Origin of the sequence: Actinopolymorpha pittospori (assembly GCF_014873875.1) — a bacterium.
Classification (GTDB): Bacteria; Actinomycetota; Actinomycetes; order Propionibacteriales; family Actinopolymorphaceae; genus Actinopolymorpha; species Actinopolymorpha pittospori.
Map to the genome: position 1 here is coordinate 5,831,188 of NZ_JADBEM010000001.1, position 13,779 is coordinate 5,844,966.

The following is a 13,779-nucleotide window of genomic DNA, read 5'->3' on the forward strand; positions in this document are numbered from 1 at the left end:
GTTCAGGACCGGTCGACCAACCCCGCTTCGTAGGCGAGGATCGCGGCCTGGACGCGGTTCTTCGCGTCCAGGCGCGCGAGGATCGCACTCACGTGGCTCTTCACGGTCCCCTCGACCAGATGCAGGCTCCGGGCGATCTCGGCGTTCGACATGCCCTGCCCCAGCAGCGCGAGCACCTCGCGTTCGCGGTCGCTGAGCTGGGCGAGTTGGGCGCGTGCCTGTTCACCGCGGGAGAACGGCGTACCCGAGAGCTGCTTGATGACCTGGCGGGCGACGGTGGGGGAGAGGTACGCCGCCCCGTCCGCCACCGCCCGCACCGCGCTCACCAGCTCACGCGGGTCGCCCGCCTTGAGCAGGAAGCCGTTCGCGCCGGCGGCGAGCGCGCGGGCGACGTAGGCGTCCTCCCCGAACGTCGTCAGCATCACCACCCCGGTCTCGGGCGCGACCTTCCTGATCTCGGCGGCGGCGGCCAGGCCGTCGAGCTTCGGCATCCGGACGTCGAGCAGCGCGACGTCCGGGCGGTGCCGGCGGACGAGTTCGACCGCCTCGTGCCCGTCTCCCGCCTCGGCGACGACCTCGATGTCGGGGTCGCTGGCAAGGATCGCGGCGATCCCCGCCCTGATCATGGTCTCGTCGTCGGCGAACACCAGACGGATCGTCATCGTTCCTCGCTTCGGTCGCTGTGGTCCCGCTGCCGTCTCCACCGCATGCTGCCTCGTCGCGCGTAGAACACCACTACGCACTCCTCCTCCGCCTCGCCACCGCGGCGCGGACGCACCGCTCGCTTCACCGGCTCGATGGGGGAGACGCACCCTAGCGCCGGGCCGCGAACCTGACCACGTCGCGGCTGGCGAGCCGGCCGTCCGCGTAGCAGATGCGGTAGGCCTCCCTGCCGTCGTAGTTGATGAGTCCCGGCAGGCGGCGCAGGTAGAACAGGCAGGTCGATCCGGCCGGCGGTGGGGGCGTGCGCGCTATTCGGCCGAGACTGCGGTTGGTGCCGGCCGGCAGCCGGGCGCGGACGGCTGCCTCCGACTCACCGACCCGCAACGACGCGAACTGCTGGGCCGTCATCATCGCCTGGGTGAAGCCGAAGTAGGTCAGGTATCCGGCAGCCAGAAGCGCCAGCGCCACCAGGGGCACCACGAGTCTGATCCAGAACCGCCGTCGCAGCCGCGCCACCGCGGAGGTGTAGCCGTCGAGGCGGGAGAGTTCGTCGGCCGGTGGGACGAACGGGGAAAGTCCGCCGAGCCCATCCTGTCGATGGCGGAGAACGCCGGCACTTCGCTCCCGTGCACCTTCGACACGGCCGGCCGCGTCGAACTCTTCGCCCTCGAGGTCCTGCTCGGTCCGCACGACGTCGCCGCGCCGGGGGAGTTGGGCGGTGATCCGGAAGCCACCCCGGTGCGGTCCCGCGCTGAGCCGGCCGCCCGCGACCCGCACACGTTCGGCCAGCCCGACGAGGCCGCGCCCGCCTGAGGCGCCGGGCCCGGGAGAGCCGGGAGAGCCGGCTGAGCCGGGCGAGGAGCCGGCGGGCGCGTCGTTGGTGATCGTGACCGTCACCAGGTCGTCGCCGTAACGCAGTCGCACCCGCACCGGCGCGCCGGGCGCGTGCTTGGTCGCGTTCGTCAGGCCCTCCTGAACGACGCGGTAGGCGGCCTGGCTGGTGAGCACGTCCGGGCCGGCCTCCTCGACGACGGCCCTACCGTCCGCGCGGTCCCCGGCCGGGCCACTTCCGTCGCCGACGTCGGCACGACCTTCTTCGCGCTCGAGCCGGACGTCCACCCCGGAACTCACCGCCCGGTCGACCAGGGCGGCGATGCTCTCGGCGGCGGGTCGGGTGGGAGCGGGCTCGTCGGCGTCGCGGAGAACCCCCACGATCTGACGAAGATGCGTCACCGCGTCGCCCGTCGTCGTCCGCAGCAGCCGGGCGGTTTCGCGCTGCCGGTCGGAGAGGGCACGGTCGAGTTCCAGCGCGCCGGCCTGCAGGGCGATCAGACTGAGCTCGTGGCCGAGGGAGTCGTGCATGTCCTGGGCGATGCGGGCGCGTTCGCGCATCCGGGCCTGGTCGACGAGCAGGGCGCGTTCGCGTTCCAGGCGCTCCGCGCGCTCCCACCCCGCGGCGACCAGCGTGACGCGCTGGCGACGGTAGCGGCCGAACATCGCCGCCGCCGTGTGCACGAACGTCACGACCGCGACGATGAGGACGAGGTCGTACTCCGGTCCGAGGAAGCGGTCGACGGTGTACCACGAGATCGTCGTCGGAATCACGCCCGCGGCCACCACGGCGGCGACCGTGACGCTCGCGCGCCGGACCCGGTAGCCGACGCCGTACGTCGTGACGACGGCCAGCGCGTACCCAGCCGCCCAGGTGCCGGCGGCCGCCGCGAGCAACATCGCCACGACGGGGTACGTCCGGCGCAACGGGACGGCGACGGCGACGGCGAGCAGCCCGAGCACCAGCGTCCACGTCAGCGGGAACGCCGAACCCTGGGGCGTGCCCTGCCGGGTGAGCGCCTCGACCACGGTGGCCGCGCCCAGGAGCACGCCGACACCGACGTCCTGGGCCAGTCGCCGCCGGTCCGGACGGCGCCACCATGTCGGCGCGGACCAGCGGCCTGGTCGGCCGTCCGTGCTGGTGGTGCTCATCGCACGACCCTACGACGGACGCGGGTCAGACCACCTTCTGGTCGACGTCGGCGAAGTGGCAGGCGACCGGATGCCCGTGGCCGCGGTCGACCAGCAGGGGCTCCTCGGCCGCGCAGATCTCCCGTGCCTTCCAGCACCGGGTGCGGAACCGGCAACCGCTGGGCGGATCGACCGGGCTGGGTACGTCGCCGGTGAGGATGATCCGGCGGCGTTCACGCTCGCGCCGCGGGTTGGCCATCGGCGCCGCCGACAACAGCGCCTGGGTGTAGGGGTGGGCGGGACGCCGGTAGACGTCGTCCCTGGTCCCCGTCTCGACCACCTTGCCGAGGTACATCACCGCCACCCGGTCGGAGATGTGGCGGATCACCGACAGGTCGTGGGCGATGAAGATGTACGCCACCCCCAACGTCTCCTGGAGCTCCTCCAGCAGGTTGACGACACCTGCCTGGACGGAGACGTCGAGCGCCGAGACGGGTTCGTCCAGGACCAGCAGTTTCGGCTCGAGCGCCAGGGCCCGGGCGATGCCGATGCGCTGTCGCTGACCTCCGGAGAACTCGTGCGGGTACCTGTTGCCGTGTTCGGGGTTGAGCCCGACCACCCGGAGCAGTTCGGCGACGCGTTCCCGTCCGCCCTGTCGCCAGCGCCGGTGCACCTTCAACGGCTCGGCGATGATGTCGTTGACCGGGAGCTTGGGGTTCAGCGACGCGTAGGGGTCCTGGAACACGATCTGAAGGTCGCGTCGGACCGCCTGCAGGGCCCGCCGCGACAGGGCGGTGAGCTCCCGGCCCTGGAAACGGACGGACCCGGACGTGGGTGGCTGGAGTTGGAGGATGGCCCGACCGGTGGTCGACTTCCCGCAGCCGGACTCCCCGACCACGCCGAGTGTCTCGCCGGCGTCGACGTGGAGGGAGACCTCGCTCACCGCCTGCACCTCGCCGACGACCCGGCGTAACAGGCCGACGCTGCGGATGGGGAAGGTCTTCACCAGGTCGGTGACCTCGAGCAGGTGCTCGTCCCGGCCGCCGGAGGTCCGCGCCGACGTCCGTGCGGAGGTCTGCGCGGCGGTCGTCCCGCTGACGACGGCGCTCATCGGCTCCTCCCCTCACTCTCGATCCGGAAGAACGTCGTGGGGTCCGACTCGGCCGCGAGCCTGGGCCAGTGGTGGCAGGCCGCGACGTGGGACGCGGCGTCGGTCTGCGTCAACTCGGGTTCGGTGCTCCGACAGCGGTCGTCGGCGAGCGGACACCGGGGCGAGAACGGACACCCGGGCGGGAGGTCGATGAGGGACGGCGGCGATCCGGTGATCGGGCGCAGTCGCTCGCCGCTGGCACTTTCCAGCGCGGGTATCGAGCCGAGAAGTCCTGCGGTGTAGGGCATCCGTGGCTGGTAGAAGATGGCATCGGTGTCGCCGATCTCCACCGGGCGGCCGGCGTACATCACCAGCACGCGGTGGGCGATCCCGGCGATGACGCCGAGGTCGTGGGTGATCAGGACGATCGCGGCGCCCACGGCGTCCTTGACCTCGAGCAGCTTCTCCAGGATCTGGGCCTGCACGGTGACGTCGAGGGCGGTGGTCGGCTCGTCGGCGATGATGACGTCGGGCCGGTTGATCACCGCCATCGCGATCATCACCCGTTGCCGCATGCCGCCGGAGAACTCGTGCGGGTAGCTCCGCAGCCGCGCCCTGGCCTGCGGGATTCCCACCAGGTCGAGCATCTCCTGGGCCTGTACGAGAGCGCCCCGGCGACTCACGAGCTGGTGCGACAGCACCGCCTCGGCCAACTGGTCGCCGACGGTGTGGACGGGGTTCAGGGCGGTCATCGGGTCCTGGAAGACCATGCCGATGCGGAGTCCGCGCAGCCCGCGCTGGCGGCGCGCTGACATGGCGAGGATGTCGTCGCCGCGGTAGAGGATCCGTCCGCTGATGCGGGCCGAGCGGGGGAGCAGGCCCATCACCGCCATCGAGGAGACGGACTTCCCCGACCCGGACTCGCCGACGATGCCGAGGACCTCCCGCTCGTGGATGGCGTACGACACGCCACGTACGGCACGGACCAGGCCGTCGTCGGTGGGGAAGGAGACGGTGAGGTCCTCCACGCGCAGAACCTCCTCCGCCCCTCCGGTCCGAGCGTTCGGCCCCTCTCGCGGCGCGTCCTGGGCCTGGTCGGGACGGGCGGAGCCGAAGTCGAGGACCTCGCGGCGCGAGTCCGGCTGTGAGGACTGTCCAGGAAGCGTCATCAGTTGCGCACCCTCGCCTGTCGTGGGTCGAACGCGTCACGCAGCCCGTCGCCGATGAAGTTGACGGCGAGGGCGATCGCGATGATGAACAGCCCGGGCCACCAGAAGAGCCAGGGCCTGGTGATCATGGCGGAGCGGTACTGCGTGATGAGCAGCCCCAGTGAGGTGTCAGGTGCCTGGACACCGAAGCCGAGGAACGACAACGCGGTCTCCAGCAGGACCGCGCTCGCGATCGTCAACGTCGCGCTCACCACGATGACACCGACGGCGTTCGGCATGATGTGCCGGAAGATCGTCCGCATCGACGACGTGCCGACGGCGCGGGCCGCCTCGACGAACTCCTTCTCCCGCAGGGAGAGGAACTCGCCGCGCACCAGCCGGGCGAGTTGTGTCCACACCACCAGTCCCAGCACGATGCCGAGCATCACGATGCCGCTGCCGAGGGTCATCCGGGCGACCACGGCGCAGATGACGATCGTCGGGATCGTGATCATCACGTCGGTGAAGCGCATCAGCACGGCCTCGATCCGGCCCCGGAAGTAACCCGCCACCGAACCGACCACCGTGCCGACGAAGGTCGCGACGACACCGACGATGAACGCCACCATGATGGACTGCTGCGCGCCCCGCATGGTCAGGGCGAAGTAGTCCTTGCCGATGTTGTCCTGGCCGAAGGGGTGGGCGCCCCACCGTAGGCCGTCGCCGCCGAGGAACGACGGAACGAGGCTGAGCGTCGGCCGGCCGGCGTCGACGACGGCCCCGGTCGCCTCGTAGCTCTTGCCCCACCAGCCGGGCACCGGCCCGAAACCGATCGAGCTGAACGCCAGGACGAGGACACCGCCGAGCAGGATCATCCCGGCCAGCGCGGCACGGTGCCGGAAGAACCGGCGCCAGATCATCTGCCCCTGTGTCCGGGCGACGACCGTCATGCCCTGGGAACCGCTCGGCCCGCCCGAACCTGGGCCACCGGGCTCGGCGGGTAGGGATCGGTCCGGTAGATCCGGTAGATCCGGCACTGCGGTCGTCATCGAGCCTCCTCCACTCTCACGTCGGGGCACACGAGGGCCGTCATGACAGGCGGATCCGCGGATCCAGGTAGGCGTAGGCGATGTCCGCGATCATGTTGAAGACGACGATGGCGGTGCCGGAGACCAGGAAGAACGCCATCACCGGGTTGGGGTCGACGTCCATGACACCGTTGCGGAACAACACACCCATGCCCTGCCAGCCGAAGACGTTCTCGGTGATGATGGCGCCGCCGACCACGCCGGCGAAGTCGAAGGCCATCAGCGTGGTGATCGGGATCAGCGCGTTGCGGAACGCGTGTCGGGTCACCACGCTGCGCTCGGTCAGGCCCTTGGACCGTGCCGTCCGAACGTAGTCCTGGTTCATGACCTCGAGCATGCTCGCGCGGGTGTAGCGCGTGTAGGTCGCGAAGGAGATGAGCAGCAGCGCCATGCTCGGCAGGGCAATGTGGCTCACCGCGTCCCAGGTGAGTTCCCAGAAGTCGCCGGTGAAGTTGGGGGTGCGGGCGCCGATCGTGGAGATCGGGCGGCCCAGGACGCGTTGGCTGTAGCCCTCGAACGCCTGGAAGAAGCGGTCGAGGAAGATCAGGCCGCCGGTGAACAGGCCGGTCAACACCGCGGCCGTGATTGCCTGACGGCGCAGCATTCCGCCGAACGCCATACCGAGCCCGATGCCCACCGCCACGGTGGCGAGAGCGAGTGCGCCGAACAGCGCCCAACTGGGATCGTCGAGAGCGGAGCCGAGCGCGAGCGAGGTCAGCGAACCCAACACAGCCGCGGCCACCGCCGCGTACAACGGGTCCCTGGTACGCAGGCCGGAGACGAGCGTGGTGATACCGACCGCACCGGCCAGTGACACGACCAGGATGACCCCGAAGCCGAGGCCGGGGTCGGCGAACCATCTGGTCGCGGACAGGTAGGTGAGGATCGCGGCGACGGACGCGGCGGCGACCGCGAACGCCATCGCCCGGCGCTTCAGATCACCGCCCAGGATGGCGCTCCACGCCAGTCCGGCGACGGCCGTGACGCAGACGACGACGAGCACCGGGATGCGCGGGTCACGCAGCCAGTTGTTGAACTCGATCGCGGCGAACTGCTTGAGCATGACCGCGACCCAGAAGGACGGCAGTGAGAAGAACAGGAACGATCCCAGTGTCACGGCGTAGTCGAAGCCGGTGTACTGCCGCAGCGCCGAGACGATGCCGACGATGATGCCCACGATCATCGCCAGAACGGTCGCGGCGATCACGAGTTGCAGGGTGGCGCTGACCGCCTGGCCGAGAAGCGTCGCCACGTCCTGTCCGGTCCGGGTGGCGCCGAGGTCGCCGCGCGCCAGCGAGGACAACCAGTGGAGGTACCGCAGTGGGACCGGCAGGTCGAGACGCATCAGCGCGGTGCGTTCGGCGATCTTCTGCGCCCGTTGCGGTGTCTGGTCCTGTCGCAGGTCTTCCAGGGGATCGCCGGACAGGGCGGTCAGGGTGTAGACGATGAACGTCGCTGCGAGGAGGACGCAGAAGGAGACGAGCAGCCTCCGTGCGATGAATACGGCCACGCTGAACCCCTCGTTCGATGAGTTCGCGGGACTGGGGCGGGCGTTGTGGTGGCCCGGGCCAGCCGTTCCGGCGTAGGCCGGGCGGGACCGATGGGTCCCGCCCGGCTGGTGCTGTCGGTGCGTCGGAGCCTTCGAAGCTGGAGCGTGTCCGAGGTCTGTGTCCGCTGAGGTCCTGCTCGGCTCAGCGGGCAGGATCTAGGCCGCCGACCACTGGTCCATGTTCCAGGTGATGGATGCCTGCGAGGGGTTCGGCTGGACGTTCTTCAACGTGTCGGTGTAGGCCGACAGGCCCGGCTGGGAGTAGAGCGGGATGGTCGCCAGGTCGTCCCAGAGGATCTTCTCGATCTGGGCGATCAGCTGCGTCTTCTCGTCCGGGTCGGTCGAGCGGTTGAGGTCGGCGATGAGGGTGTCGACCTGCTTGTTGGAGTAGCAGCCGTTGTTGTTGCCCTTGCCCGACGGTGTGCAGGCGGTCGGCGTACGGAACGTCGAGGCCCAGCCACTGACCAGCGACGAACCCGACCAGCCGAACAGCGCGACGTCGAACCGGCCGTTGGCGAGACCGCCGTCTGCCTCGAAGAAGTTGGCGGCGCCCTGGTCGACGATCTTGAAGCCGGCCTTGCCACAGGAGTCGGCGATCAGCTCGACGACCTGGCTACGGCGCGGGTTGGGCGTGTTGTAGCCGATCCGGACCGTGAGCCCGGTGTGGCCGGTCGCGGCGAGCTGGGCCTTGGCGGCAGGCACGTCGGCCTTGGCGTACTTCTCCGCACCGCTGCCCGCGACGACGTCGGCGTAGATCGGGTCGAACGGAGCCACATTGCGGACGTCCATCGGCTTGGCGTCCGGCTTCTGCGGCTTGATCAGGTTGTCGACGATCAGGTCGCGGGGCACGCACTTGGCGAACGCCTCACGGACCGCCTTGTCCTGGAACGGGCCCGACCGGAAGTTGAAGTCGAGGTGGTCGTAGAGGTACTGGTCGCCGGTGACGACCTTCACGCCCTGCGCGGACTCGAGCTGGTTGAGCAGGTCCGGGTTGGACTGCGGCTCGATGATGTTGACCTCGCCGTTCTGCAGCGCCTGAACCTGTTCGTCCTGGGCGATGAAACGGATGACGACGGTCTGCGCCGCGGGCGGCTTTCCCCAGTACTTGTCGTTGGCGACCAGCGTGATCGACTGGCCGGCGTCCCACTTGCTCAGCTTGTAGGGGCCCGAGGACGGAATGACGGAGGCGTCGGGAAGCCTGCCCGGCTCCATCACCCAACCCTTGCTGTAGAAGGCGGCGGCCTTGGCGAGCGCCTTCGCGTCCTTCGCCTTGACGGCGGTGATGAACTGCTCCTCGCTCAGGCCACCCTGCTTCTCCACGACCTGCGCGGGAAGCAGGCCGGTCGCGCCCGGCGCCACCGACTCCCAGTCGGCGAACGGCTCGGAGAACTTGAAGCTGAAGGTCTTGTCGCCCGCCGCGCAGTCGGGAACCTCGACGAGTTCCTTGCCGGTGGTGCCGGCCGTGGAGAACAGATCCTTGCCGACCTTGCCGGAGTTGGCGGCCCAGAAGAGCAGGATGTCGTCGCAGTCGATCGGCGTACCGTCGGACCACACGGCCTTGTCGTTGATGGTGTAGTCGACGGTGAGCGGGTCGTCGGAGGTCTTCTTGTAGGTGCCGAAGTCGGGGTTGGGGGTCACCGATCCGTCGGCGCCGAAATACCAGAATCCCGTCAACACCCGCTGTAACACGATGTTGTTTTTGCTGGCATTGTTTTCGGCTGTGTTGCCGTTGTAAGCGTCGATTTCTTGTTCGAAGGTGTGCGTGATGGTGACCGGCGCGGAGGTCTCGGGGCCTTTGGTGGTTGGCTCCTCCGAGGCGCCGCCGCCCTCTCCGGCACACGCGCTGAGCACGAGGGCCGCGCTCGTCGCAAGTCCGAGTAACGTGGTCAACCGCTGCTTAGTTCTCACGACGTGGCTCCTCCGGTTTTCGGCCTCGGCCACAATGGGATGCCAAAGAAGATCATCAGCCCGCGTCGCGTGGCAAGTGGGTGCGTGCTGGTGTTATCGACCTGAGACCGGTGCCCTGGCACCGCTCGTCCGAGGTCTCCGGCGGCGGTGGGTCCGGCGAGGGCCCGGCTCGGCTCCGACGGCGCCGCCCCACCCCGCTGCCGTCGGTGCGGTCGGCGCTCGCCGTAGACTCCGGGGCATGGCAGGACGGATCCGCGACGACGACATCGCGCTGGTCCGTGAGCGCACCCGGATCGACGAGGTCGTCTCCCAGTACGTCACGCTCCGGCCCGCCGGTGCCGGTTCGCTGAAGGGCCTGTGCCCCTTCCACGACGAGAAGTCCCCGTCGTTCAACGTGCGCCCCCAGGTCGGCGCGTTCCACTGCTTCGGCTGCGCCGAGGGCGGCGACGCGATCGCGTTCCTGCAGAAGATCGAGGGCATCGGATTCGTCGACGCCGTCGAGCGCCTCGCCGTGTCCGCCGGTGTCCAGCTCCGCTACGTCGATGGCGGGCAGCCCGAACGCAAGCAGTCGGGCAGCCGGGCTCGGCTGGTCGAGGCGCACAAGGCGGCCGCCACGTTCTACGCCGAGCAGCTGCACACCGCGGGTGACGCCGCGGCGGGCCGCACGTTCCTGGCCGAGCGCGGCTTCGACCGTGCCGCCGCGGAGACGTTCGGTGTCGGCTTCGCCCCGCGCGGTGGCAGCGCTCTGCTCTCTCACCTGCGCGGACGCGGATTCTCCGACGACGAGCTCGTCACCGCGGGCCTCGCCGCCAGCAGTGCGCGCGGGCGCTACGACCGCTTCCGCGGCCGGCTGGTCTGGCCGATCCGGGAGCTGTCCGGCGACGTCGTCGGCTTCGGTGCCCGCCGTCTCTTCGACGACGACCGGATCGACGCGAAGTACCTCAACACCCCCGAGTCGCCCATTTACCACAAGAGCCAGGTGCTGTACGGCGTCGACCTCGCGCGCCGCGAGATCGCGCGACGTTCCCAGGCGGTCGTGGTCGAGGGCTACACCGACGTGATGGCGGCCCACCTGTCCGGCGTGCCCACCGCGGTCGCCACCTGCGGTACGGCGTTCGGCGAGGACCACGCCCGGGTGCTGCGCCGGCTGCTGCTCGACCAGGACGAGTTCCGCGGCGAGGTGATCTTCACCTTCGACGGCGACGAGGCCGGCCAACGAGCGGCGCTGCGGGCGTTCGAGGGCGACCAGCAGTTCGTCTCGCAGACCTACGTCGCGGTCGAGCCAACCGGCCTCGACCCCTGTGACCTGCGACTTCAACACGGCGAGGGCGCGGTCCGCGACCTGATCGCCCGCCGTATCCCGCTCTACCGCTTCGTCCTGGAGAACAAGTTGAAGCGGTTCGACCTCGACCGGGCCGACGGCCGGGTCGACGCGCTCCGCTCCACCGCTCCACTGGTGGGGTCGGTCCGCGACCGGGCCAAGGTCAGCGCCTACGTCCGGGAGCTCGCCGGCATGCTCGGCATGGAGGTCGAGGAGGTCCGGGCCGAGGTCTACCGGGTCATCGGCGCGCCCGCGAAGGGCGGACCGGCCACCCGCAACGACCGCGGGTCGCTCCGGGGCCGCCCCGTGCCCGCCGGCCGGACCGCGCCGGCGTCCGGCGCCGCACCGACGTCCGGCACGCCGCTGCCCGACCCCGCCGACCAGGCCCTGATGACCGAGCGGGAGCTGCTCAAGCTCGTCGTCCAGTCGCCGACGCTGGCCGGACCGGCGTTCGACGCGTTGGAGGACGACGACTTCACCCATCCGGCCTACGTCGCGCTGCGCCAGGCGATGGAGGCGGCCGGTGGTGCCGGAACGTCCTCGGGTGGTGACGGATGGGTGTCGGCCCTCGGCGACAAGGCCGTCGACGAGACCGTGCGTGGTCTCGTGACGGCGCTCGCGGTCGAGCCGCTGCGCGCGGCCGGGCAGCCCGACGAGAGGTACGCCGGATCCCTGCTCGCCCGGGTCCAGGAGCTGGCCGTCGCCCGCCGGATCACCGACGTCAAGTCCCGCCTGCAGCGGATGAACCCGGTCGAGCAGACCGACACCTACAACAAGCTCTTCGGCGAGCTCGTCGGTCTCGAGCAGCACCGCCGGGCGCTGCGTGAGCGCGCCGTCGGCGGCCTGGCCTGACCCCTGCTCCGGTGACCGCCCAAGACCTCCCGGGCCGGCGTGTCCCCAGGAGCGGCTAGGTTTCTCAGCATGCCGAAGGTCGCCGGAGTCGACTCCTCCACCCAGTCCTGCAAGATCGTCGTCACCGACGCTGACTCAGGAGAGGTGCTCGCGGAGCGCACCGCGGCCCATCCGGACGGCACCGAGTGTCCGCCGCAGGCCTGGTGGTCGGCCCTCCAGGAAGCCGGTGAGGGGCTGCTCGACGATGTTGCGGCCATCGGCGTGGCAGGCCAGCAGCACGGCATGGTGACGCTGGACGACAACGGTGAGGTGGTTCGGCCGGCGCTGTTGTGGAACGACACGCGTTCGGCGGACGCGGCCAGTCGGCTGGTCGAGCGGCTGGGTGCGGCCGCGTGGGCCGAGGCCGTCGGATCGGTGCCCCTCGCGAGCATGACCGTCACCAAGGTCGCCTGGCTGGCCGAGCACGAGCCGGCCAACGCCGAGCGGGTCGCGCAGATCATGCTGCCGCACGACTACCTCACCTGGCAGCTCACCGGCCTCCCGGCCGAGCCGGTGACCGACCGGGGCGACGCGTCGGGCACGGCGTACTGGTCGCCGGTGACGGGTGACTACCGCACCGACCTGCTCGAACTCGCGTTCGGTCGGACGCCTGGTCTGCCGCGCGTGCTCGGACCCGCGGAGGCCGCGGGGGAGACCGCGACGGGTGCGCTCGTCTCGGCGGGGACCGGCGACAACATGGGCGCCGCCCTCGGGCTCGGCATCGAATCCGGCGACGTCGTCGTGTCGCTCGGCACCAGCGGCACGGTCTTCGCCGTCCACGACAAGCCGACGACCGATCCGACCGGCATCGTGGCCGGCTTCGCCGACGCCACCGGCCGGTTCCTTCCGCTCGTCTGCACGCTCAACGCCGCCCGGGTGCTCAGCGCCACGGCGACCATGCTCGGTGTCGACCTCGCCGGTCTCGACCGGCTCGCGCTGTCCGCCACGGCGGGTGCCGGCGGCCTGGTCCTGCTCCCGTACCTCGACGGCGAACGCACACCCAACCTCCCCGACGCGGCCGGGTCCCTGCACAACCTGCGTCGCGACGCCATGACGCCCGCCAACCTCGCCCGCGCCGCGGTGGAGGGCATGCTCTGCGGCCTCGCGGACGGCCTCGACGCGTTGCGCGAGCAGGGTGTCGTCGTACGCCGGGTCCTGCTGATCGGAGGCGCCGCCCGCTCCGAAGCCGTCCGTGCGGTGGCACCGACCGTCTTCGGGGCGCCGGTGACCGTCCCACCCTCCGCCGAGTACGTCGCCCTCGGGGCGGCTCGCCAGGCGGCGTGGGCGCTGGCCGGTGGATCCACCCCGCCGACGTGGAGCCTCGGCGAGGCGGTCCTTCGCGACGACGTGGACGTCGAGGCGGGCGAGCACGTGCGCGCCGCCTACGCGCGGGCCCGGATCGCCCTGCACGGCTGACCCGATCGGCTGACCGGATCGCGGAGCCTGATTGCCTGGCCCGATTGCCTGGCCCGGGCGGCCGACACGCCGTCGACCGCGGTGCCGGCGGAGCTTCGACGGGCACCAAGGTGAGATGTTTCCTCAGCACGGTCCAACAACGTGGAGCAACTCGGCGATTGGCGGAGCGTCCCCCGGGGAACGTGCACTTCGGGGAGGCACAATGGTGATGAATTCCGCCGATGTAGGCGCACGTCGACGCCTGATCGTCATGCAACGGCTCCGCGAGCGGCGTCGACGACTCGGGCTGACCCAGAAGCAGGTCGTCAGCCGACTGGGTCGTCTCGGCGTCCTGACCACGAACAAAGCACTGAGCAGCCTGGAACACGGTGCCGGACTGGACGTGGCGAAGCTCCCTGAGCTCGCCCACGCCCTGGAGTGCACCGTGACGTATCTCCTGGGCATGACCTCAGACCCACGCAGCTGGGCTCCCGACAGTCCGGCCAGCGCACAGCAGCAGGCGGCGCGGGACCCGGCCGCCGCGACCAGACCGCGCGTGGCGGTCGGCTCTCGGGAAGGCTGGGCGCGACGCCCGGACCTGGCCCACCGGCCGGCGAACACTCCGGCCGGCCTGGTCAACTCGCTGCCGCCCACAAGAAACCAACCGCCACACGCCTGAGTGAGGTCGGTACGGCGACCGCTGTCGTCGTACCGACCCCACCCACCCGACCGTCCTGGCCACCGCGGCCGGGACGGTTACGCGG

10 protein-coding genes are annotated in these 13,779 nt (G+C 70.5%); 3 read left to right on the forward strand and 7 right to left on the reverse strand.

The genetic code is table 11. The annotated features are described in order from the left end of the window. Positions 1-2: 2 nt before the first annotated feature. From HEB94_RS27250 to HEB94_RS27280, 7 genes are all read right to left on the reverse strand, one after another. The gene (locus HEB94_RS27250) at positions 3-662 is read right to left on the reverse strand and encodes a response regulator (protein WP_192752536.1); all 660 of its coding nucleotides are present in this window, start codon (positions 660-662) and stop codon (positions 3-5) included. Positions 663-813: 151 nt separating this feature from the next. Beyond that, entirely contained in the window at positions 814-2,646 is a 1,833-nt protein-coding gene (locus HEB94_RS27255; protein WP_192752537.1) for a sensor histidine kinase, read from the reverse strand. 25 nt (positions 2,647-2,671) lie between these two features. Then, the gene (locus HEB94_RS27260; protein WP_192752538.1) at positions 2,672-3,736 is read right to left on the reverse strand and encodes an ABC transporter ATP-binding protein; all 1,065 of its coding nucleotides are present in this window, start codon (positions 3,734-3,736) and stop codon (positions 2,672-2,674) included. Then, a complete protein-coding gene (locus HEB94_RS27265; protein WP_192752539.1) occupies positions 3,733-4,884 on the reverse strand; it encodes an ABC transporter ATP-binding protein in 1,152 nt (383 codons plus the stop codon). The genes HEB94_RS27260 and HEB94_RS27265 overlap by 4 nt, the downstream gene beginning before the upstream one ends. Continuing rightward, positions 4,884-5,912, reverse strand: a complete 1,029-nt coding sequence (locus HEB94_RS27270) for an ABC transporter permease (protein WP_192752540.1) — start codon at positions 5,910-5,912, stop codon at positions 4,884-4,886. Before HEB94_RS27270 ends, HEB94_RS27265 begins: the two co-directional genes overlap by 1 nt. 40 nt (positions 5,913-5,952) lie before the next feature. Then, a complete protein-coding gene (locus tag HEB94_RS27275) occupies positions 5,953-7,461 on the reverse strand; it encodes an ABC transporter permease subunit (protein ID WP_192752541.1) in 1,509 nt (502 codons plus the stop codon). Between the two features lie 195 nt (positions 7,462-7,656). Then, entirely contained in the window at positions 7,657-9,408 is a 1,752-nt protein-coding gene (locus HEB94_RS27280) for an ABC transporter substrate-binding protein (RefSeq protein WP_192752542.1), read from the reverse strand. Between the two features lie 238 nt (positions 9,409-9,646). Between HEB94_RS27280 and dnaG the strand changes: the two genes are divergently transcribed. The 3 genes from dnaG (at position 9,647) to HEB94_RS27295 (ending at position 13,694) form a co-directional block, all read left to right on the forward strand. Further along, positions 9,647-11,581, forward strand: a complete 1,935-nt coding sequence (dnaG, locus tag HEB94_RS27285) for a DNA primase (RefSeq protein ID WP_192752543.1) — start codon at positions 9,647-9,649, stop codon at positions 11,579-11,581. 69 nt (positions 11,582-11,650) lie between these two features. Then, complete coding sequence (gene xylB / locus HEB94_RS27290; RefSeq protein ID WP_192752544.1) at positions 11,651-13,036, forward strand: xylulokinase; 1,386 nt, start codon at positions 11,651-11,653, stop codon at positions 13,034-13,036. Between the two features lie 208 nt (positions 13,037-13,244). Beyond that, a complete protein-coding gene (locus HEB94_RS27295; RefSeq protein WP_192752545.1) occupies positions 13,245-13,694 on the forward strand; it encodes a hypothetical protein in 450 nt (149 codons plus the stop codon). Positions 13,695-13,779: the final 85 nt, after the last annotated feature.